Consider the following 22,515-nt stretch of genomic DNA (forward strand, 5'->3'; position numbering starts at 1 on the left):
GTCCACACCACCCGAGAATCCGTGTGCAGGTAGCCGTGATGAGCCTCGAAACCTGGGAGTTGTTGAGTTACGTGGTGACCGTGGTGGGCCTGCCGCTCGCGATCGCGGTATTCGTGTTCGAGCAGCGCAAGGAGCGCCTGAACGAACAGGATGCCGTTTACGAATCGATTTCCGACAATTACCAGGAGTTCCTGCGGGTGATGCTGGAGCATCCCGATCTGCACCTGTTCTCGATGAACAGGACACCCGCGCTGAGCGACGAACAGCAGGAGCGCGTGATGGTGATTTTCGGCATGCTCGTGTCACTGTTCGAGCGCGCCTACCTGTTGCTCTACCAGGACGGTTTGAGCGGCTCGAAACTGCGGCGTTGGCGCTCGTGGGAGGACTATATGCGCGAGTGGTGCGCACGCGAGGATTTCCGCGACGTGCTGGAGGCCCTGTTGATCGGAGAGGATCCGGATTTCTGCGCCCACATCCGCGAACTTGCCGCCGGCGCAGTCATTCCGGTGGCAGCGGCGGAGCCCACTGCACGCCGTTGATATGACTGCCACCGTCCACGAAGAGTGTGTTGCCGGTCAGGTAGCGCGCATCGTCGCAGGCCAGGAAGGCCGCCACCCCGCCGATATCCTGCTCGGCATCGCCCATATAGCCCATCGGATTCTGCTCGAGCATGCGCTTTGCCAGCTCCGGCGCCGCGCTGCGAAAGCGCTCGTAGGCCGGCGTGACCGCCGCCGGACAGATAGCGTTCACGGTGATGCCATGCTCCGCCCATTCACGCGCCGCAGAGCGCGTCAGCGCGCGCAGCGCCTCCTTGGCGGTGTTGTAGTCCGCCGAATGCAGGTGTGCGTTGACGCCGTTCAGCGTGCACAGGTTGATGATGCGCCCGCGCCGTTGCGTGCGCATCGTGCCGAAAGCGGCCTGCATCGACCACAGTGCGGCAAAAAAGCAGGCATCCATCGCGAGGCGGAAATCGGCTTCCGGCTTTGCCTGGAGGCGCTGCGGCGGGCCCGCGGCGTAGGCATTGTTGACCAGGATATCGAGCGTGCCGAGGCTCTCGATCGAGTGTGCGATACATTGCTCCACCGATTCCTTGCTGAGCACATCGGTGTGGATGAACACTCCGCGCCCGCCAAGCTCGCTGCACTCGCCGGCAACTTGCTCACCGCTTTGCCGATTGATTTCAGCGACCACCACCGTCGCACCTTCGAGCGCCAGGCGACGCGCAATTCCGCGTCCGACTCCCTGCCCCGCACCAGTGACCACCGCCACCCGCCGTTCCAGTCGCTTGTTCATGCTCCCTCCCCCCCCTTTAATCACGGCCAAACCAGCTGTTCGAACAAGTGCAGTCTGCGTTACGCGAGTGCGAGATCCGTATCACCGGCATGCGGATGGAACAGTTACGGAACATCACCACGGTCAGCGACGGATGAACCCGGATCGTCGAGAAGACTGAACTTCGGCATATCAGGCAAGCCTCAATGGCAGACTGCGCAGGCGTTGCCCGGTGGCAGCGAATATGGCGTTGGCAAGCGCAGGGGCGAGCGGTGGCGTCCCGGGTTCGCCGATGCCGCTCGGTGGCGCATCGCTGGCAAGCATATGTACCTCGATCTGCGGACACTCGCTCATGCGCAGCACCGGGTAATCGTCGAAATTGCCCTGCTCCACGGCGCCATCACGCAGGGTGATCTCGCCATAGAGCGCTGCCGACAGCGCAAACACCACTGCGCTTTCGAGCTGCATCCGCACCACGTCCGGATTGACCACCGTGCCGCAGTCCACGGCGCAGACCACCCGGTGGACTCGCGGCTTGCCCGAGGCCACGGAAATCTCCACCACTTCGGCCACCACGGTGTCGAAACTTTCATGCACCGCAAGCCCCTGGAATCTGCCCTCCGGCGCCTTGCCCCAGCCCGCCTCGTCCGCGGCACGGCGCAATACCGCGGCCTGGCGCGAGCCCGCGGGAAGCCGATCGAGCCGGAACGCGCAAGGATCCTCGCCCATCGCCTGCGCTACCTCATCGACAAACGACTCGACGAAAAAGGCGTTCTGCGAGTGACCCACCGAGCGCCAGAAGCCAATCGGCACGCCCGGATCATGGTGCAGGTATTCCACGCTGAGGTGGGGTATTTCATAGGGCAGTTCCTTCGCCCCCTCGACGGAAGTCCCGTCGCTGCCCCTGATCATCATCCCGACCGGGCGCATCACCCCGTTCGGCACCCACTGTGGCAACATCGCCAGCCCCATCGCCGGCATCGCAAGCGCCATGATGCTCGGCGCGACGATCCGGTGCTGCCACGAAACCAGCGTACCGCTAACATCGATTTCCGCGCGCAGCCGCGACAACGCCGCCGGCCGGTAGAGATCATGCCGAATATCGTCTTCGCGCGACCACACCAGCTTTACCGGCGCGCCTACCGCCCTGGCCACCAGCGCCGCCTCGACCGCAAAATCCATCGCGACGCGCCGCCCGAACCCACCACCCAGATAGGTCGAGTGGACAATCACGTTGGCAGTCGGCACCTCCAGCGCGCGCGCCACGAGTCCTTGCAACACATCCGGCGCCTGGTTTCCAGCCCAGATCTCGGCACTTGCCGCACCGACCCGGGCGACTGCGTTCATCGGCTCCATGGTCGCATGCGCGAGGTACGGCACCCGGTACTCTGCCTCTACAACCTTCGTCGCGTTCCCTGCGGGTTGCTCGCCCTGCTCACGCACGATCTTTCCGCTTTCTTGGTCGAGCAGCTGCTGCTGCCGGGTGACGAGCACGGCGGAATCGAGCGCGGCATGTGGTCCCTTGTCCCACTCGGGCAGCACCAGGTCCGCCGCCCGGCGCGCCTGCCAGTATCCATCGGCAAGCACCGCGATCGCCCCATCGACCGTGAGCACATGACGCACACCAGGCACGGCCTTGGCAGCTTCGGCATCGAAGCGGCGCAACGAACCGCCAAAATGCGGGCAGCGCAGAAGCACCGCGACCAGCATCCCCGGCAACTGCACGTCGATCGAGAATTGCGCACTGCCATCGACCTTCGCGGCCGCATCGACCCGCGCATCGTAACGGCCGATCAGGCGCCAATCGGCGCGCTCCTTCAAGGCCACGGACGCGGGTACCGGCAGTCGCGCGGCAGCCTCGGCAAGCGCCCCGTAGCCAAGCGCGCGCGAACCATCACGCAGCCGGATCATGCCGTCCTCGGCAACGCAGTCGCCGGGCTTCGCCTGCCACGCGTTTGCCGCCGCCTGCGTCAGCAACTCGCGCAGGACCGCGCCAGCCTGCCGCAGAGTGTCGAAACTGCTGGCAATCGAGGCGCTGCCGCCCGTGACCATGACGGCATCGTCGCCGCGGTAATCGGGATGTGGTAGGGCAAACTCGAAGCGCAGGGTGCGCGGATCGATCGCCAGCTCCTCGGCCACCAGCGTGGCAAGACCCGTCATGACGCCCTGGCCCATCTCTGCCTTGTGAATCGCCAGCGTCAGCGTCCCGTCGCTGCCCAGCTGCAGGAAGGCATTGGGCTGAAACACTCCGCTGCGCGCATTGGGCCACGGCGCGGGCTCGCCCGCGCAGCCACCAAGGCCGATGCCAAGCGCGATGCCGCCGCCGGCAAGCGACACCACCCGCAGAAAATCGCGGCGCGACAGCGCGCTCATGTCGCGACCTCCACCGGCTGCGCGGCATCAGCCTGCAGCAGCTCGGCGGCCCGATGAATCGCCCGCCGGATCCGCGGATAGGTACCGCAGCGGCAGATGTTTCCGGACATGGCGCCATCGATATCCGCATCCGATGGCTGGGGGTTGGTGGCGAGCAGCGCCGCGGCCGACATTATCTGGCCGGACTGGCAATAACCGCACTGCGGCGCATTCGCTTCGATCCACGCCTGCTGCAACGGATGAATGCCCTGCTGCCCCAGGCCTTCGATGGTGGTGACCGCCTTTCCCGTCACCAGCGCAACAGGCAGCGTGCAGGAACGCACCGGCGTGCCGTCGAGATGCACCGTGCAGGCTCCGCACAGACCCTTGCCACAACCGAACTTGGTGCCCGTCAAGGCGAGATCCTCGCGCAACACCCACAGCAGCGGTGTCTGCGGATCAGCATCACAACTGGCCGGTGCGCCGTTCAATTCGAATTCAACCGTCATTCGCTCTCGTCTCCGGATCGCGTTGTGTCAGAAGGTGGCAACTTGCCGATATCATCGTGCAACCCGGGATTGCGCAGGAGCTCCGCTTCGGCCGGCGAGATCGCACGCACCGCCACAATGCTGCAGCGCTGATCGCGAAACAGGATCTCGTCGCCCGGATCACCACAGATCAGGGTGCTCCCGCGAGCACGAAACGCCAGCACCTCGGTGAAGTCGAGCCCTTCGCAGTTGGCGAACAGCGTCAGGTGCCAGGCGTCGTTGCGCCCCGGCCCGTAAACGATCAGCTGCCGCTTGTCGATCACCCGCCAGTTGTTCACGCCATCGATACGAAAACACTCGGCAATGCGCCGATCGATCGTCTCGTCCCCCTGCTGCCCGGGAACCGTAGTCGCGGCGCAGCCGCTACCGAGCGCGAGGAGCAGGCTCAGCGCGATCACCGCAAATTTCAATTTTCCGGCCTCCCGGGTATCAGCGAGCCCAGCGTGTCCTGCAGCGCACTCATCCGACTCATCCGGCAGCAATGCGTCGCATCAGGATCAGTTCGCTGCTTGGACTCAACGGCTCGAGCAGTGGTTTTGCCACGATCTCGCCGTCGATGGCCACCGCACAACGCCACAGTTCCTGTTCCGGAAACGACGGAAACCGCTGCCGGATCGCGGCCACGACAGCGCGGAAATTCGCCGCATCCACCTCGATCTCGGCGACGCCGCCGGTCCAGGCCCGCTGGCCGGAGAGAAACACGATCCGCGCCATCTCAGCCTCGGGCGAGAATCGCCTCGAGCACGCGCGAGGGAGTCAACGGCACCTCGGTGAGACGGATACCGGCGGCGGCATTCAAGGCGGTGACGACCGCCGCCATCGGCGCACAGATCGGTGTCTCGCCGACGCCGCGCACCCCGAGCGGGTGACCGGGATGCGGCACCTCCACGATCACCGTATCGATCATTGGCAGATCGGATGCCACCGGCATCCGGTAATCGAGAAATCCGGGATTCTCGAGCACCCCGTTACGATCGAAACAGAACGCTTCGTTCAGCGCCCAGCCGATACCCTGGGCGGCACCACCCTGCATCTGGCCTTCGACAAAATCCGGGTGAATGGCACGGCCTGCGTCCTGGATCGCGGTGAAGCGCGTCACCCGGCTGCGACCGGTTTCCGGATCCACCTCGACATCGGCGATGTTCACCGCGAAACCGGGCGCCGCGCCTTGCAGGTTCACCGCGCCCTGCCCGCTCAACGGTCCGCCGGTGCGTTCACCAAGCCGCGCCAGTTCGCCGATCCCGAGCTTTTCACCACCCTTTTCCGGGTGCCAAGCCGCGCCGTCGCGCCAATTGATACGCGCTGGCTCCACTTCCCAGATCTGCGCCGCGCGTGCAACGAGTTTGCCGATCAGGTCCCTGCAAGCCTCGATCACCGCATAGCCGGTCGCGTAGGTGGTGCGGCTGCCGCCGGTCAGATCACTGTAGCCGATACTCGCGGTATCCATCACCGCCGGTCGCACATTCTCGTAGGGCACACCCAGGGTCTCGGCCGCCATCAGCGCCAGCGAGGCACGCGAGCCACCGATATCGGGATTGCCTTCTTCGAGGAGCACCTTGCCGTTTTCGGTGAGATTCACCGAAGCACTCGACTGCAACCCCACGTTGAACCAGAAACCGATCGCGACGCCACGTCCCTGGTTCGGCGCCAGCGGCGCCGAATAATGCGGGTGCGCTTGCGCCCGGCGCAGGCACTCGCGCAGACCAATCGCCTGGAAGGGCGCGCCATAGATCGTGCACGTCCCTTCATCCGCCGCATTGCGCAGCCGCAACTCCAGCGGATCGATGCCGAGTTCGGTGGCCAGCTCGTTGATCAGGCACTCCGACGCCAGTATGGCCTGTGGCGCCCCGGGAGCGCGATAGGCCGCCACCTTGGGCTTGTTCACCACCACATCGAAAGCCTCCACGCGCTGATGCGCCACATCGTAGGAGGCAAACACCGTCATTGCGCCGGGTATCGCGGGCGAACCCTTGAATGCGCCGGCCTCGTATTCCAGCCGCGCGTCCATCGCGGTCAGCGTTCCGTCGCGGCGCGCCCCGATCTTCACCCATACCCGCGTAGCCGAGGCCGGCCCGGTGGCACGGAACACCTCCTCGCGACTCATCTGCATCTTGACCGGACGCCCGCATTTGCGCGCCAGTGCGACTGCCACCGGTTCCAGGTACACCGTGGTCTTGCCGCCGAAACCCCCGCCGATCTCGGTCGGAATGACTCGTACATCCGCCTCATCCATCCCCAGCAGCGCAGCGACATTGGCCCGCACCGCAAACTGGCCCTGGGTGCAGCACCACAAATCGACCTGCCCATCGGCGTTCGCCGTGGCCAGGCAGGCATGCGGCTCGATATAGCCCTGGTGGACCATCGAACAGCTGTAGGTGCGCTCCAGCACCACTTCGGCTTCGGCGAAACCTTGCTCCACATCGCCCTTCTGCATCGCCATGCGCGAGGCGATGTTCGACGGCTGCGTGGCCGCGGGCTCCGCGCCCTGCGTGAGCATCTCCTCGTGCACCAGCGACGCATCAGGCGCCATCGCGCTGTCGAGGTCCAGCACCGCGCCAAGCGGTTGATATTCGACCCTGATCGCATCGAGGGCGGCGCGTGCCAGACGCTGCGTGGTCGCCGCAACCGCCGCGACAGCATGGCCGTGATACAGCACTTTCTCGCGTGCCAGCACGTTGCGGCTGAGATCCGCCAGCGAAACTTGCGCTTCACCCCCCGCCGCTTCGCCCTCGGGGGAAGCAAGGAAATCTTCCGCGGTCACTACCGCGAGCACACCCGGCATCCGCAGCGCAGCACCGGCATCGATCCCGAGTATGCGAGCATGGGCGTGCGGACTGCGCAGCACCGCGCCCCACACCATGCCGGGTAACGAGACATCGGCACCAAAGAGTGCACGACCGCTGACCTTGTCGGCACCGTCGGGACGCGGTGGACGGGTGCCTACATAACGCATCGCGCCGGTTTGCTGCTCATTCATGTCGCGGATGCCTCCGCCCGCATGCTGCTCGCGGCATCGAGCACCGCGCGGATGATCTTGTCATAACCGGTACAGCGACAGAGATTTCCGGCCAGGCCGAAGCGCAACTCGGTTTCACTGGGATCGGGATTGCGTTCCAGCAGGGCTTTGGCGGCGATCACGATTCCGGGGATACAGATCCCGCACTGCAGCGCATTGTGCTCTAGCAGCTTCTGCTGCAGCGGATGCAGCTGCGGACCATCGGCAACCCCCTCGATAGTCGTGACGCTGCGGCCCTCGAGCTCCGCCCCGAGGACCAGGCAGGCACACACCAGTGTGCCATCGAGCAGCACCGAACAAGCGCCGCAATCACCCGAATTGCAGCCTTCCTTGGTGCCGGTCAGACCAAGCACATCGCGCAGCACCTCGAGTGCGCTCTGATCGGGATCGCACAGGAACTCCACGCTCTCGCGGTTCACGGTGCTGCGTATATGCATTGCCATCGATTCTTCTCCGGATTCAGGATCGCGCGGCTACGCGCCGCGCCGCGATAGCGATGGCGCGGCGCACCAGCACGCCCGCCACATGACGACGAAAATCGGCGGTTCCGCGCCGGTCCGTGATTGGACGTGCCGCGGCACGAACCGCCGCCACACACGCCGCGAGCGCCTCGCCCTCCAGAGACGAGCCAACCAGGGCGGCCGCCGCCGCAGGCACCAGCAGCACGGTCGGGGCCACCGCACCCAGCGCGACGCGCGCAGCCACGCAGCGTCCGCTCCCGTCGAGCGTCAGCGACACCGCGGCGCCGACCACGGCAATGTCCATTTCACTGCGCGGAATGAAGCGCAGATAGGCATCGGCGGACCGCGCCGCCGGCAGCGGCAGCAACAACGCGTGCACCAATTCGCCAGCTCCAAGCACCGTTTGGCCGGGCGCCGTGCAGAAGTCCTCCACCGCGACGCTGCGCGTCCCGTCCGGCCCGGCGATCTGCGCCGTGGCGCGATTGACAACCAGCGCCGGCACCGAATCCGCGGCCGGTGAGGCGTTGCACAGATTGCCGCCGAGGCTGGCCCGACCCTGCACCTGTTTCGAACCGATCAGGGTCGCGGCCTCCATCAGGCCCGGCCAGATGCGTGCCAGCTCGGCATTCGAACCCAGTGTATGGCAGCTGGTTGCCGCGCCGATGTGCGCGCCGGTGGCCGTGATTTCCACGCCCTGCATCCCGGCGATGCGTTTCAGGTCGATGATGGCACGCGGATCTTTCGCGCGGCTGCGCATCTGGACCAGCAAATCGGTGCCACCGCCAAGCGCGAAGCTCCCCCGCTGCGCGGCCAGCAGGGCCACGGCCTCATCGATCGTCTGCGGTGCGCAGAATCGTTCCACTTTCACCTCGGGTACCCGTCAGGAATTCGTGTTCAGCATATCGGCACCGCGTCAGCAGGGCAACGCCCGCAAGCTCAATCGGCATAGCGCAGAGCGATGGCATCATCGGATGCATGCTCGAGCAACTCGATCACGTTGCCGAACGGATCGCGCCCGTAGGCAAAGCGCTGCGGTGACGCGCCAAATGGTGCCGCATTGAACACGACGCCATGGGCGGCAAGGCGATCGTAGTCCGTTTGGAAATCGTCGCTCGCCAGCGCCAGGTGGGTAATCCCCTGACGGTTCACCGGACGGGCGGAATCACCTTCCTCGCCCTCGGCGAACTCGAACAACTCGATGCAGGAATTCCCCTTGCGCACCATCCGCACCTTGCAGGCCGCATTGACGATGCCCAATGCGCGGTTGAGCGTCTCGACCCCGGGCGGCAGTTCTGCCTCCATGACCACGCCAAATCCCAGCACCCCGCAATAGAAATCGAGCGCGCCCCGCATATCGGCCACCGCTATCGCAACGTGGTTCACACCGAGAATCATGCTCCTTCTCCCATCGCAACCGGTCCGGATTCGGGCGGGAGTATCGGTGATCCCCGACCGCCCCGCAATTACGGTTTGGTAGCCTCGCGCATTGGCGCATCGACTCGGCAGTTTCCGTCGCATCGATGATCACATCGTGGGCCTGCGCAGCACCGTCCGGCTGCCTCTGCGCGCCGAACCCCTGGGCCGCTTCGCGCGAGCGAGCCCCGCCAATGGCTGAGCGGCAATCGAGGGCTGAACGCAATTGTCATCCGCTCATGACGCAAATCGCGTTACCGCCGCGCCGCGATATGGGTTATTTTAGCAACCGATCCAATCTGCTCCGCCCCGCGTATCAAGTTCTACGGGATCCACGGGTTCCCGGCCGCTACAAGGGATTGTACCGATTTACCTGGATTCAAACCGACAGAGGAAATTTCCATGCGTTTCGCCTACCACGCCTCGATGTGCGCACCCGATCAATATATCCCGCTGGCCCGCGCCGTCGAAGCGGCGGGGTTCGACAGCTTCACTTTTCCCGATGGCATCTGCTATCCGCAGCAAACCAGCACCAAGTATCCGTACAACGATGATGGCAGCCGCGAATTCCTCGACGGTGTACCGTTTATCGAAACATTCATCGCGATGGCGGCGGCAGCGGCGGTAACCACCCGCCTGCGCATGACAACCTCGGTGGTCAAGCTGGCAATCCGGCAACCGCTGATCGTGGCCAAGCAACTGTCCAGCCTGGCCGTGCTGAGCAATAATCGCATCGCCCTCGGGGTGGGTCTCAGCCCCTGGCCGGAGGACTTCGCCGCCTGCCAGGTGCCGTGGGAAGGGCGCGGCAAGCGCATGGACGAAATAATCGACATCATTCGCGGCCTGATGAGCGGTGACTATTTCGGCTACGAGGGCGAGGTTTTCCAGATCGATCCGCTCAAGATCTGCCCGGTACCCACTCAGCCGGTGCCGATCCTGATCGGTGGACATGCCGATGTCGCTCTCAAACGCGCCGGACGGCTCGGAGATGGCTGGATCAGCGCCGGTACGGACCTGGCCGGCTATGTCGAATACCAGCGCAAGATCAATGCGTATCGAGCCGAATACGGTCGCGACAAGCTGCCGTTCGAATACCACGCGATGACCGCCGAGGCCTACTCGACCGATGGCGTGAAACGCCTCGAGGATATCGGCGTGCATGAATCGATCGTGGCCTTCCGCGACGCCTACGCCAAGGCGCCCGACACCAGCCTCGAGCACAAGCTCGGGGAGATCAACTGGTACGCGGAAAACATCATCGCCAAATCGCGCTGATCCGCCCGCCTCCGAAACGGCAACGCCGGCGATTCCGCCGGCGTTGCCGGGTGTTGCGGACGATTACCAGTTGAAGCTGAACTCCGCGCCGTACATGCGCGGTGGCGCATACACATAACCGCCAAAGCCCCAGGCGTCGTACAGCGGCTGGCCGCCGATCACGTAATCCTCCTCGGTGATGTTGTTGACGTACGCCGACACCGACCAGTTCTGCCCCCTGTCCACCCAGGTGAGGCGCGCGCTGAGGTCTTCGTGATCGGACAGGAAATCGCCCGAGGTGCAACTGATGCGATCGAAACAGGCATCGATCTCGAATTTCTTGCTGTACTGCAGCCGCGGGATCACGGTACCGACCGAGGTATCGAAGAAATACTGCGCGGCAACCGTGAAGGCCTTCTCCGGCAGACGCGGCAGATTCTCGTCCGAACGGTCGATGACACAGGACTCCACCGCACCGACATTCTCGACTACGGTCGCCGAGATTTCGCAACTCGGCCCGCTGGGAACCGGAGCCACGTCGTTTCCCGCGCCCGGAACCAGGCCCGAGGTATTCAGACTGAGCTGTACATCCTCCCATTTCTCGATCTCGCCGTCGTACCACGCGGCATTGACGGTGATCTGCAAGTTGTCGACCGGCAGGATCGTGCTCTCGATCTCCAGGCCCCGCACACTGGACTTGTCGGCGTTGACGGTCGCGCCCGCGATTCGTCCCTGCGGCGAGACCACAATCGTGGTCAGCTGACGGTCGTCGTACTGCAGATCGAACAGCGCCATGTTCACCCGCAGGCGGCTGTCGAGCGCATCGAACTTGAGACCGAGTTCGGCGGAAACCACTTCCTCGGGATCGAACTCCTCGAGATCGGCGGTCGGGGACTCCGATAGCCCACCGGAACGGAAACCCTTGCTCAGGGTGATGTAGGCGGAGCCGGTCTCGATAAAGCCCGTCCCGTCCAGTTGGTAGCTAAGGCTGGCCAGCGGTGTCCATGCGTCATCGTCCACATCGTCGCGGTCATAATCGCTCTGCTCGTAGTCATGATCAGGATTGAAGGTACCCTTGGGCATCAGGAAGATTCCGCTGGTGGGAATCACCGTGCCGGTGGTGGAAATTGTGCTGATGACGGGCAGATACGAGGTGCGCTCGAGTTCGCGGGTTTCCTTGGTGTAGCGGATGCCGGTGGTCAGTTTCCATTTTTCGCCGAATGCCCAGTCGCTCTGCAGGAAAGCCGCGTAGGACTCGTTATCGGTCGCCAGGCCGGTGGCATTGGCGGTGTAGGACACCGCATCAAAGATCGCCGGAATGGCCGGGTTCACGATAAAGAAGGGTCCGGTGATTCCCACCGTGCGCGAGTCGGTGGTCTCTTCCTTGAAGTAATAGAGGCCCGCGATATAGGTGAGCGCCCCGGTTTCGCCGGTGAAGTCGAACTCCTGACTGTACTGGTCGGTGTCACGATCCCTGGCAAACGGAAACTGGTTACTGCGGTGCTGAAAGGGTATTGCCAGCGGGTCCAGGTCATCGGCCTGACCGGCCACCGTGTTGCGCCACGCCGAGATGCTCTTCAGCCCCATGTTGTCGCCGAGATCCCAGTCCAGGGTAACCGAGGCCCCCTTGTTCTCGGCGTCATAACCGCCACCGAGATCCTGGATGATGGTGTCCTTGTCGGTGGCCGCCGAATCCAGACACAGGTCTTCCACCGATTTGCCGCCGTGCGAGGGCTTGATCGCACCGTTCTGCAGGGTCGCCAGCCAGCCACTGCCGAAGTTCTCCGATGAGGGCGAGCACTGCAGACCGCGCGGGCGCTGCCGGGTCTTCGCGTAATTGAGGTTGAGGTCGGCGCTCAGGTTCTCGCTCGCCAGCCAGCGCAACTGCCAGATACCGCTCATGCGGTCCGCATCGTTGTAATCGGTACCGAGCGTGGTGTTGTGGATATAGCCGTCACGATTGATCGACATCAGCGACAGCCGGGTGTACAGCGTGTCGTCGATCAACGGCAGGTTCACGACCAGCGCGCCGTCGAGCTGGTTGTAATTGCCGAGCGTCACGCTGACCTTGCCTTCCAGCTCCTCGCTCGGCCGGTTGGTCTCGATCAGCAGCGCGCCACCGGTGGTGTTCTTGCCGAACAGCGTGCCCTGCGGTCCGCGCAGCACCTGCACCGAGCCGACATCGTTCATGTCCAGCAAGGCGCCGTCCGCGCGCGAGATATAGACGCCATCGAGGTAGATGCCCACCCCGGAGTCGACGTTCGGCTCCGTGTTGCGTTGCCCGACGCCGCGTATATAGATATTGGCGACACCGGCGACGCCGTTGCCTGCCTGCACTTCCATGCCGGGAACGGCCTTGTTGAAGTCGGAAATATTGAAGATTCCGCTGCGTGCCAGCTGTTCACCCGAAAAAGCCGACACCGCGATCGGTGTCTGCTGCAGGTTCTCCTCGCGTTTTCGGGCGGTGACCACGATCTCCTCGAGAGCGAAACCGCTTTCCTGGGCAAGTGCCACCGGACATGAGAGTGTCACGGAAATGGACAAGGCAAGGGTATTGCGCGAAGCGCGGAATGTCTTCATCTTGTAGTCCTCGGGATATATACATTTATAGATATTTTCAGCGCGATCAGCCACCGAGCCGCAAATCCGAATCACGCAAGGCTAAAAGTAGCCTTGTCTGCACGTGCAGCGCAAGTCCCGGACGGTCGCGGACGGTCTGCGCCGGCTCCGAAGCACCGGCCACGCACACCTTGTGGCACGATTCCACATCCGCGCCTTTTCCCCTTGCGCGGCCCCCACCGATCATGCGAATGTGCCGCCGCTTTTTGCAGCTGATGAGACACCCCAACCCCTGCCCCAGCCTGGAGCCCGTTCATGCCATTGCCCCTGTTAGCCATCGTCGCGATCTTCATCATCGGCTATAGCTGTATCGTTCTCGAGCACAACATCCACGTCGACAAGGCCGCCTCGGCGGTGCTCACCGGGGTGCTGTGCTGGACGGTTTATGTGCTCGCGGCGCCCCACCTGGTGGACCTGAGCGCACTGCCGCAGGCTTTCCTGGACGAACATTCGGGCAAGGAAGCCGCGGAGACCGCCATCTCCTGGGTTAGCCACCATCAGTTGCTGGAAGGCTTTGCCGAGACCGCGAGCATCCTGTTCTTCCTGCTCGGCGCGATGACCATCGTGGAGATGGTCGATACCTACGGTGGCTTCTCGATCATTACCGATCGTATCCGTTCGACCAAGACCGTGACGCTGTTGTGGACCATCGGCCTGGTGACGTTCTTCCTGTCAGCGGCACTCGACAACCTGACGACCACCATCGTGATGATTTCCCTGATCCGCAAGCTGATCAAGGAGCAGTCGGACCGCTATTTTTTCGCCGGGATCATCGTGATCGCGGCCAACGCCGGTGGTGCCTGGTCGCCGATCGGCGACGTGACGACCACCATGCTCTGGATCGGTGGTCAGATATCCACGGTGAAAATCATCCAGGGCTTGTTCCTGCCCGCGGTGGCCTGTCTTGCCGTGCCGCTGCTGTGGCTGTCATGGCGCCTGCATGGTCAGCGCATCACCACGCCCGAGGCGAACGGTGATACCACCTCGCACGTCATTTCACGCTCTCATCGCAACATCATCTTTGCCCTGGGCATGGGCGGGCTGCTGTTCGTGCCCGTATTCAAGACCGTGACGCATCTGCCGCCGTTCATGGGCATGCTGTTCAGCCTCGGCGTGCTGTGGGTCACCTCCGAGCTGTTGCACGACGATCGGGAATCGGCCATGGAATCCGGCACCCATATACTGAAAATCATACGTCGCATCGATACCCCCAGCGTACTGTTCTTCCTCGGCATACTGACCGCCGTATCCGCGCTGCAGGCATCCGGCCTGCTCGGCCAGGCCGCAAGCCTGCTCGATCAGTCGGTCGGCAATATCAGCATCATCGTGTTCCTGATCGGGCTGCTGTCCGCGGTCGTCGACAACGTGCCGCTGGTTGCTGCCGCGATGGGGATGTATGACCTCAGCGTCTACCCGATGGATGCCTCGATCTGGGAGTTCCTGGCTTTCGCGGCCGGCACGGGTGGCAGCTGCCTGATCATCGGCTCGGCCGCGGGTGTGGCCGCGATGGGCATGGAACGGATCAATTTCTTCTGGTATGCGCGCAATATCGGCGGTCTTGCCCTGCTCGGCTATGTGGCCGGCACCGCGGTGATCTTTGTGCCGCGATTGCTGTAAGCACACCGGCGGTACGCAGATCATATCCGCTCGATAATGATCGCCGGCGCCATGCCTCCCCCCGCGCACATGGTGACCAGGCCCCGTTGCAGGCCGCGCCGTTCGAGTTCGTCGAGCAACGTCCCGATCAGGATCGCGCCGGTAGCACCTATCGGATGACCGAGCGCCATGGCGCCGCCGTTCACGTTGACCCGGTCACGATCGAGCCCGAGGTCGCGGATGAATTTTTCCGCGACCACCGCAAACGCTTCGTTGATCTCGAACAGGTCGATATCGGCAAGCGTCAGTCCGGCCTTTTGCAATACCTTGCGTGCCGCAGGCACCGGTGCGTTCAGCATCAGTGTCGGGGAGTCGCCCATGTTCGCCATCGCCACGACACGCGCGCGCGGCTTCCAGCCCCGCTTCTTCGCATAATCCGGCGAGGCCAGCAACAACGCGGCGGCGCCGTCGACCACGCCGGAGGAATTGCCGGCGTGGTGCACGTGCTCGATCCTCAGCTCCGGGTACTTCATGCGCACCAGGCTGGCAAAAGTGGTGCCCCGCTCGTCGAGCGCGTAGTCGGCCAGCCCGGCGAAAGACGGTTTCAGCTGCGCGAGCGACTCGAGCGTGGTATCCGTGCGCGGGAACTCCTCCCGGTCGAGAGCCAGGTGTCCGTCCTCATGATGGACGGGTATCAGGCTGCGCGCGAAGTAACCGTTGGCGATCGCGTGCGCGGCACGTTGCTGGCTGAGCAGGGCCAGTCGATCCAGCGTTTCGCGGCCGATGCCTTCCAGCGTGGCGATGGCATCGGCGCACACGCCCTGGTGCGGTTGCGGATGAACGGCACGCAGCCGCAAATTGCCGTTGTCCATGAACGGCGATTGCTCGCCGCCGCCCTGGCCGAAGGTGGACATCATCTCGGTGCCACCGGCGATCACCAGATCCTCCATCCCCGCCATGATCGAGCTGGCCGCCATACTGACGCTGGTGATCCCCGAACCGCAGAAACGGTCCAGCGTGACCGCGCTCGAACGGACGTCATAACCCGCATCCAGCGCCGCCATGCGCCCGAGATCGCCGCCCTGGATACCGCGCTGCATGCTGGTACCCCAGACGATGTCGTCGACCTCGGCCGTGTCGATCGAGTTGCGCGCTGCGAGTGCCTTCAGCACGGTGGCGCCAAGCTGCTGCGGATGCATACCCGCGAGCGCGCCTTTGCCGGCCTTGCCAATGCCGCGCGGCGTGCGGCATGCGTCTATGATCCATGCTTCGTTCATTGCCAACTCCCAAATATGAAAATTTCAACGGCCTTTTGGCATATGCTACCGGACCATGGCCTGTTTATCAGGACAGAGATGCATACGATCCGGGTTCAATGCGGATACTATCGACACACGTTGCGATGACGACAGCTTCGCTCGCCCGCGCGATACGCTGTTGACCCGAGCCCGAGGAGCCTCCGTGACAATCAGAGTTTATGGCAACGTCCTGTCGCCCTATGCGCGCAAAGTCTACGTCACGCTGCAGCACAAGGGCTTGCCGTGCGAGATCGTCGATGTGCTGCCCCACGACAAGGATGCAGGGTTTGTCCGCATGAGTCCGCTGGGCAAGATACCCGCATTTCGTGATGGCGATGTGACACTTTGCGACTCATCCGTCATCTGCGACTATCTCGCGAGTCGTTACCCCGAGCCTGCCTTCTACCCGCAGGACCCTGTGTACCGCGCACACGCCCTCTGGATCGAGGAGTACGCCGACACGGCATTGCAGGACGGGCTGCTGCGCGGTGTGTGCCTGGAGCGCATGATAAAACCTCTGGTGTACAAACAGCCCACCGATGAAGATCGTGTGACGAAAATCATCGAACACTTTCTACCGCCCATGTTCAACTATCTGGAGGAGCTGGTCGGCGAGCGGCACTATCTGTTGGGCGGACACTTCAGCATTGCCGATATCTCGATTCTCACCGGCTTTATCAATGCTGAAATGGCCGACTTTCGACCGGACGCAAGACGCTGGCCAGCACTGGTGCGCTATCTGGGGAGCATCAGGGAAGAACCGGTCATCAGGCGGGTGCTTGAAGTCGAGCAGGCTTACACCAAGCAACGGGGACCAAGCGCCGCTGGATAAGGAACGATTCTCGTGACCAACGCACCATTGAAGAAGCGTTTCATGGCCTTGGCCATATTGGTCGGCATGCTTCTTGGCGTGCCGGTTACGGAATTGATACGCGCACGGCCTATAACCACACAGGCATCCGCAATGGTCCCTGGAGCATGCATCCAGACGCCGGCAGCGCCGACAGCAGCCCCTTGGTACGAGCGGCGATTGCGCGCTACGCCGTCGGTTCCAATACCATCGACGAAGCGATTTATTGGCATGCCGCCCGTACTTCTCGGGATGCGGCGCTGCACTCTTCAAGGAATTATGTCGTCCACTTCAGCGGCGAACCCGATGTCAGCGAGTTCTGGAGCCTGACGCTCTACGACGAGGAGGACAAGCTGTCCCGCAACCCCGCCGAACATTATTCGCTAAGCAACGGCATCCCGCTGCGCAGGAATGCCGAGGGCTCCTTCGATATCGTGGTCTCGCGTGATGCCCCCTCCGAGAAGCCAACTGGCTGTCAGCCCCGCCCTCGGGAAACTTCAGCTTGTTATTGCGTTACTACGGGGCATCGCGTGCGGTACTGGATGCGCCGGAGACCACAACGCTGCCCACGATCACACAACTCGATGGGGCGCCATGATGAGCAGCATCTCCAGGCTGTGGAAGCTTCTGTCACTCACCCTGATCAGTTGCGCATTGACGACGAGCCTGTTGGTCCTTGTCTTTCCGAGTGGTTTGATTTTTCTCATCCAGAACATGCAAGTGCGAAACACCGGTGCCTGGAACAAGTTCTACCATATGCGTGAGCTCGCCACCGCCAGTGCACGTGATGTCGTCAAGCCCAACCGGGATACGCTCTATTCATCCGCTGTGATCGATCTGCACAATGGACCTGTCGTCGTGTATGTACCGGCTTTTGACAAATACTGGAACGTGCAGATGATGGACGATCGAAGCGACGTATTCGGCTACCTTGGCTCACGTACGCACGGCAAGGGCCACGCGACGGCTGCATTGCTCGTTCCCCCGGGATTCACTGGCGATCGCACACGTCTGCCGATAATCGAGGCCACATCAAACAAGGTATGGCTGGTCTATCGCTTTCTCGCAACGACCGAGGAAGATCTTGCCGCAGCGCGCAAGGCTCAGGACCAGCTTGAATTGATTCCGTTCGCGGACTATCTCGCCAACGAGTAAGTCGACCGGCGCCGTATCAGGCACAGGCAGGTGAATGCCGCATGCGATTGCGGCAGTTGCGGCGCCGCTGCACTTACCGACTGCATGCACTCCACTGTACTTGCCAGGCACTTGCGAAGTGCGACGGGATGCATGATTCACCGCAACTCATTCTGCTTGATTGGCGCGCCCGGAGGGAGTCGAACCCCCGACCAACGGCTTAGAAGGCCGCTGCTCTATCCAACTGAGCTACGGGCGCGTGTCTTGAAACAAGCACTTTCTGCGACTTCCCGATTTCCTCGTTACAATCTGCTGGCAGTTATGCTGGCAGTTATCGAGTTGACGCAGTGACAGTATAGTGAGGCGCCATGGCCCTGTGCGAGCTTTCCCCCGACGCAGCGCGCCGCGTCAACCACCTGTACTTCAAGCCATACCCGCGGGTGGTGCCTGAGCCGCTCTCGCTCACACGAGCGTGCTGATCGACTTCGAGAATCCGCTGGTGATGAATGCAGCAGGATTCTGATTCAGATCAACCACATGGCCTGACCGGGCTTGTACAGTGAGAAAGCGTCCAGCATTGGAGGAGTCCGGTGAAGTTACTCGAACGCCTGTTTGGGTCCAGATACAACAAGGACATCCCCTATACCTACCACGCCAGCTACCGGATCTTTGAAGATCCGGAGGAGCTGACCAGAGACTGGTTCGGCGACACCTTCTGCAGCGTCTGCAACCATCTGCGGAGCATTGGCGTGCAGCCGGCCAGCGTCACCATCTACGAGTGCTATGCGGGCAGCGAAGTGGAAATGCCGAAGGCGTCGTATGCCGACGAAAAAGGCGAGTGGATGGTCCAGGAGAGCCTGTGTGAAGCCCATGTCCGGTACGGCTCGCCAGGCGCCTTCGAAGACTGCAAGTTCAGCGATCGCGATAAAACCAAGGTGATCTGAGGATCTGCCACAGGCAGTTTACATTTGCGGTGCGTCAGGGGTGCCGAGATCGCCTATCAGGTTGACGACCTCTTTCGATACCTGGCCGGCATGGCCAGTCCACACAGCGGTACGCTCGACTGTCGCACGTGCGGGAGCCGGCGCACAACGCCGGCTGCATATATAATCGAGTTTCAAGCGGAAAAAATGCAAAGGATTCACCGTGCGTAGATTCACATTTCGCCGGCATTACCGGCGCATTCTGTGCGCACTCCTGTTAGCCCTGCCGGCTGTGTGCAATGCCGCAGCCACGGCTGCGCGCCCCAATATACTGTTGATCGTGGCCGACGATATGGGCTTTTCCGATGTCGGTGCTTTCGGTGGCGAAATCGCCACACCCCACATTGACCGGTTGGCCGCCGACGGTCTGCGCATGACCGGCTTCCACGTGGCAGCCACCTGTTCCCCCACGCGCGCCATGTTGATGACCGGGGTGGATCACCATCGCGCGGGTCTGGCCAACATGCAGGAGCTGATTACTCCTGCGCAGCAGGGCCATCCCGGCTATCTCGGGCATCTCGACCTCAATGTGCCGACGGTCGCCGAGCGCCTGCGCACGGCGGGTTATCACACCATCATGAGTGGCAAGTGGCACCTGGGTGTCGAGCCGGCGTTCGATCCGGCAAGCCGGGGATTCGAGGAGGTGTTCGCGCTGCTCGAGGCCGGTCACAACCATTTCGGCAAACCAAACCTGCCGCCGTCCTCACTCGGCGGTGCACACTATACGGAGAACGGCCAGTCAGTAGCGATACCCGATGACTTTTACTCATCGGATTATTTCACTGACAAGCTGCTCGGATACCTGTCCCGGCCCACGGACAAGCCGTTCTTCGCCTACCTTCCTTTCAGCGCACCGCACTGGCCCCTGCAGGCACCAAAGGAAAGCATCGCGCACTACCAGGGACGCTACGATGCCGGCTGGGATGTCCTGCGGCGTGAACGGCTGGAACGCCAGAAGGCCCTGGGTATCCTGCCCGCTGATATCAACCTGGAGCCACCGGCAACCCAGCGGAAATGGGAGAGTTTCAGCAAGCCTGAACAACAAGGTTATGCGCGGAAAATGGAAATTTACGCGGCGATGGTCGAGCGCATGGACTGGAACATCGGTCGCGTCATCGACCAGCTCGGCAAGTCAGGCCAGTTGGACAACACCGTGGTGATCTTCATGTCCGACAACGGGGCCGCCGGCGACACGCTGTCGAGCCTTGCCGAAAAGGTGCCCGGCTTCCCTCCCATCGACGAAGGCCGGCCAGAGGACTGGGGTGGGGTCGACTCCATGCTCTCCTATGGCCCGAGCTGGGCGCAGACTGGCACGGCACCGCACCGCTTGTATAAATCCGTGATCACCGAGGGTGGCCTGCTGAGCCCGCTCATCCTCCGCTACCCCGGATTTGCGCGCCAGGGCAGCATCGAAAAGCGCTTTGCCACTGCACTGGATATCGTCCCTACCCTATTGTCACTGGCAGGCGTGGAGCAGACCAAAGAACCCGAGGCCTTCGGCGGCCGTTCCCTGTTGCCCTACTTGATGCGCCAATCCGATACCGTCCATGATGCCGATGAGGTTTTCGGCTGGGAGCTGTTTGGCCAGCGTGCCATTCGTCGCGGCGACTGGAAGCTCGTCTTTGTGAGTCAGCCCAACGGCTCCGGCGAGTGGGCGTTGTATGATCTGGCACGTGATCCCGGTGAAACACACGATTTGTCTACCCAACATCCCGAAATTTTTCGGTCGCTGGAAGCGGGCTGGCAGGATTACCAGCGCACCATGGGGATCATCCTGCAGGAGCAGGTCGTCAGCCCCTGGACCGCACTCTGATACGTAACGATGTATCGTGGGCACCGGGTTGTGGTATCACTCGATGGAACCGCTCCCCGGACGCCCGCTGGAATCGCGTCAGCGCGCTGCTCGAGTCGCGCGAACGACGCTCACGCTCAACCTGAAACGGAGTCTCGTATGTCAGAACTGTCACATGAACCACCGGCAGACAACAAATGCGCCGACGATGAGCGCCGCCGCTTCCTCCAGACTACGGCGAGTGCGGCGGCCGTCGCGCTCCTCGGCGGGGTTGCCCGCGGCGCGCAGGCGGCACCCCTGGCTTTCGCCGACTACGCCCGCCATGACGCCACCGGGCTCGCCGAACTCGTGCGCAAGCGCGAAGTCAGTGCCGCCGAAGTGCTGGAAGCCGCGATCGCACGTGCCGAGGCCGTGAATCCGGCATTGAATGCCGTGGTGCTGAAACACTACGAGCTCGCGCGCGAAGCGGTACGGGCCGGTCTGCCCGCCGGGCCGCTTGCCGGTGTACCAATGCTGCTGAAGGATCTGGGCCTGCAACTGCGTGGTACGGTGACCAGCAATGGCTCGGTCTTTTTCCGCGACGCGGTCGCCGATTATGACAGCACGTTCGTCAGCCGCTACCGGGCCGCCGGCCTCGTGATTTTCGGCAAGAGCGCGAGTCCCGAACTCGGTCAGACGGCCACGACGGAATCAAAGCTCTGGGGCTTGACGCGCAACCCCTGGAATCGGGACTACAGCGCGGGAGGTTCCTCGGGCGGGGCCGCAGCGGCGGTAGCCGCCGGCATCCTGCCCGCAGCGCACGCCAGCGACGGTGGCGGCTCGATCCGCATTCCCTCGGCCAACTGTGGGCTCTTCGGGCTGAAGCCCAGCCGCGGGCGGGTGCCTTTCGGCCCGAAATCAATCGAGAACTGGATGGGTCTCTCGACGATGCATGCGATCACGCGCACGGTACGTGACTCTGCGGTACTTCTCGACATCGCGCAGGGACCCGAGCCCGGCAGCCGCGTCGTGCCCCTGCAACCGGAGCCATCGTACGCGGCGCAGCTCGGTGGCGCGCCGAAGCGTCTGCGCATCGCACTCTGGGAAACGAATCCCTTCGGGCGGCCGGTGCACGAGGACTGCAAGGCAGCACTTGCGCACGCGGCGAAACTCTGCGAGTCGCTCGGCCATCACGTCGAGCCGGCTGCGCCTGAACTGCCGGTGATGGAGGCATTCACCGCGCTCGGCACCATGGTCGGCACGGGTGTGCTGGTGACGATCCGGGACCGTGAGAAGGTGCTTGGGCGCGCCGTGACCGAGCAGGACCTGGAGCAAGTAACCTGGCACAATATCCAGGAAGCCACAAAATACGATGCCGAGCGCCTCTACCGTGCGCGTACGACCTTCGATCGCGTCGGGCGCATCCTGGACGAGTTCCTGACACGCTACGACGTGCTGCTGTCGCCGGTCATGCCGATACCGCCGCCGAAGCTCGGCGAACTGTCGCTGGATCAGCCTTACGAGCGCTTCATGCAGGTCGCGGCCGATGCCAGCCCCTTCACGTCACCCTACAATATCAGCGGTCATCCGGCGATGTCGGTACCCTTGTTCTGGAATACCCAGGGTCTGCCGATCGGCTCGCAGTTCGCCGCGCGCTTTGGCGACGAGCTCACGCTGCTGAAGCTCGCTGCGCAGCTCGAAGTGGCCGCACCCTGGGCGGAGCGTCGCCCGCCCATCGCCTGATCGATCACGCGGATTGTTGAACGCTATCCCGGCAACGCCGGGATTTGTCGAATGATTTATCCCGAACAGGTACGGGGTATTCGAGAAAACTCTGGAGCGCGCTCGATCAACTCCCCGGTGTTTGCACGCAACCGCTCCTTGCGTGCGGACCAGCCGATCTCGAGTCCGTAGAGACTCGCGATGCCGATGCCACTCGCTGTCGACC

General features: G+C 63.0%; 20 protein-coding genes and 1 tRNA gene. 9 read left to right on the forward strand and 12 right to left on the reverse strand.

The window, feature by feature from the left end; genetic code table 11:
• Window positions 1-38: 38 nt before the first annotated feature.
• A complete protein-coding gene (locus tag IPF49_01780) occupies window positions 39-539 on the forward strand; it encodes a hypothetical protein (GenBank protein MBK6286376.1) in 501 nt (166 codons plus the stop codon).
• Here the strand turns inward: IPF49_01780 and IPF49_01785 are convergent.
• The 9 genes from IPF49_01785 to IPF49_01825 form a co-directional block, all read right to left on the reverse strand.
• Complete coding sequence (locus IPF49_01785) at window positions 499-1,293, reverse strand: SDR family oxidoreductase (GenBank protein MBK6286377.1); 795 nt, start codon at window positions 1,291-1,293, stop codon at window positions 499-501. The two genes, IPF49_01780 and IPF49_01785, sit on opposite strands and share 41 nt — an antisense overlap.
• A gap of 171 nt (window positions 1,294-1,464) precedes the next feature.
• On the reverse strand, window positions 1,465-3,645 hold the full coding sequence (locus IPF49_01790) for a xanthine dehydrogenase family protein molybdopterin-binding subunit (GenBank protein MBK6286378.1): 2,181 nt from the start codon (window positions 3,643-3,645) through the stop codon (window positions 1,465-1,467).
• On the reverse strand, window positions 3,642-4,133 hold the full coding sequence (locus IPF49_01795) for a (2Fe-2S)-binding protein (protein MBK6286379.1): 492 nt from the start codon (window positions 4,131-4,133) through the stop codon (window positions 3,642-3,644). The genes IPF49_01790 and IPF49_01795 overlap by 4 nt, the downstream gene beginning before the upstream one ends.
• A complete protein-coding gene (locus IPF49_01800) occupies window positions 4,130-4,582 on the reverse strand; it encodes a hypothetical protein (protein ID MBK6286380.1) in 453 nt (150 codons plus the stop codon). The genes IPF49_01795 and IPF49_01800 overlap by 4 nt, the downstream gene beginning before the upstream one ends.
• Window positions 4,583-4,640: 58 nt before the next feature.
• Window positions 4,641-4,886: a MoaD/ThiS family protein gene (locus IPF49_01805; GenBank protein MBK6286381.1), complete on the reverse strand. Its 246-nt coding sequence runs from the start codon at window positions 4,884-4,886 to the stop codon at window positions 4,641-4,643.
• 1 nt (window position 4,887) lies between these two features.
• On the reverse strand, window positions 4,888-7,149 hold the full coding sequence (locus IPF49_01810; protein MBK6286382.1) for a xanthine dehydrogenase family protein molybdopterin-binding subunit: 2,262 nt from the start codon (window positions 7,147-7,149) through the stop codon (window positions 4,888-4,890).
• Window positions 7,146-7,631 (reverse strand): (2Fe-2S)-binding protein, encoded by a 486-nt coding sequence (locus tag IPF49_01815; protein MBK6286383.1) that lies wholly within the window; start codon window positions 7,629-7,631, stop codon window positions 7,146-7,148. The genes IPF49_01810 and IPF49_01815 overlap by 4 nt, the downstream gene beginning before the upstream one ends.
• Window positions 7,632-7,647: 16 nt before the next feature.
• Window positions 7,648-8,517 carry an FAD binding domain-containing protein gene (locus tag IPF49_01820; protein ID MBK6286384.1) on the reverse strand — a complete coding sequence of 290 codons (870 nt, stop codon included), beginning with the start codon at window positions 8,515-8,517 and terminating at the stop codon, window positions 7,648-7,650.
• 68 nt (window positions 8,518-8,585) lie between these two features.
• A complete protein-coding gene (locus tag IPF49_01825; GenBank protein MBK6286385.1) occupies window positions 8,586-9,044 on the reverse strand; it encodes a VOC family protein in 459 nt (152 codons plus the stop codon).
• A gap of 420 nt (window positions 9,045-9,464) precedes the next feature.
• On the opposite strand from IPF49_01825, the gene IPF49_01830 reads away from it, so the two are divergent.
• Window positions 9,465-10,337, forward strand: coding sequence for a TIGR03619 family F420-dependent LLM class oxidoreductase (locus IPF49_01830; GenBank protein MBK6286386.1), 873 nt, complete (start codon window positions 9,465-9,467; stop codon window positions 10,335-10,337).
• A 63-nt stretch (window positions 10,338-10,400) separates the two neighbouring features.
• On the opposite strand, the gene IPF49_01835 is transcribed toward IPF49_01830, so the two are convergent.
• Window positions 10,401-12,896: a TonB-dependent receptor gene (locus tag IPF49_01835; GenBank protein MBK6286387.1), complete on the reverse strand. Its 2,496-nt coding sequence runs from the start codon at window positions 12,894-12,896 to the stop codon at window positions 10,401-10,403.
• 306 nt (window positions 12,897-13,202) lie between these two features.
• Between IPF49_01835 and nhaD the strand changes: the two genes are divergently transcribed.
• Complete coding sequence (gene nhaD / locus IPF49_01840; protein ID MBK6286388.1) at window positions 13,203-14,552, forward strand: sodium:proton antiporter NhaD; 1,350 nt, start codon at window positions 13,203-13,205, stop codon at window positions 14,550-14,552.
• A 20-nt stretch (window positions 14,553-14,572) separates the two neighbouring features.
• On the opposite strand, the gene IPF49_01845 is transcribed toward nhaD, so the two are convergent.
• Window positions 14,573-15,808, reverse strand: a complete 1,236-nt coding sequence (locus tag IPF49_01845) for an acetyl-CoA C-acetyltransferase (GenBank protein MBK6286389.1) — start codon at window positions 15,806-15,808, stop codon at window positions 14,573-14,575.
• Between the two features lie 184 nt (window positions 15,809-15,992).
• Here IPF49_01845 and IPF49_01850 point away from each other — a divergent pair, with 184 nt between their 5' ends.
• From IPF49_01850 to IPF49_01860, 3 genes are all read left to right on the forward strand, one after another.
• Window positions 15,993-16,661, forward strand: coding sequence for a glutathione S-transferase family protein (locus tag IPF49_01850; protein MBK6286390.1), 669 nt, complete (start codon window positions 15,993-15,995; stop codon window positions 16,659-16,661).
• 146 nt (window positions 16,662-16,807) lie between these two features.
• Window positions 16,808-17,443: a DUF1214 domain-containing protein gene (locus tag IPF49_01855; GenBank protein MBK6286391.1), complete on the forward strand. Its 636-nt coding sequence runs from the start codon at window positions 16,808-16,810 to the stop codon at window positions 17,441-17,443.
• Window positions 17,436-17,834 (forward strand): DUF1254 domain-containing protein, encoded by a 399-nt coding sequence (locus tag IPF49_01860; protein ID MBK6286392.1) that lies wholly within the window; start codon window positions 17,436-17,438, stop codon window positions 17,832-17,834. Before IPF49_01855 ends, IPF49_01860 begins: the two co-directional genes overlap by 8 nt.
• 161 nt (window positions 17,835-17,995) lie before the next feature.
• Here IPF49_01860 and IPF49_01865 read toward each other — a convergent pair.
• Window positions 17,996-18,072: transfer RNA gene (locus IPF49_01865), tRNA-Arg, on the reverse strand.
• 331 nt (window positions 18,073-18,403) lie between these two features.
• Between IPF49_01865 and IPF49_01870 the strand changes: the two genes are divergently transcribed.
• The 3 genes from IPF49_01870 (at window position 18,404) to IPF49_01880 (ending at window position 22,310) form a co-directional block, all read left to right on the forward strand.
• Window positions 18,404-18,757: a hypothetical protein gene (locus IPF49_01870; GenBank protein MBK6286393.1), complete on the forward strand. Its 354-nt coding sequence runs from the start codon at window positions 18,404-18,406 to the stop codon at window positions 18,755-18,757.
• Window positions 18,758-19,088: 331 nt separating this feature from the next.
• Window positions 19,089-20,609: an arylsulfatase gene (locus tag IPF49_01875; protein MBK6286394.1), complete on the forward strand. Its 1,521-nt coding sequence runs from the start codon at window positions 19,089-19,091 to the stop codon at window positions 20,607-20,609.
• A gap of 138 nt (window positions 20,610-20,747) precedes the next feature.
• Window positions 20,748-22,310, forward strand: a complete 1,563-nt coding sequence (locus IPF49_01880; protein MBK6286395.1) for an amidase — start codon at window positions 20,748-20,750, stop codon at window positions 22,308-22,310.
• Window positions 22,311-22,515: the final 205 nt, after the last annotated feature.

The organism is Gammaproteobacteria bacterium (assembly GCA_016705365.1).
Lineage (GTDB): Bacteria > Pseudomonadota > Gammaproteobacteria > Pseudomonadales > UBA5518 > UBA5518.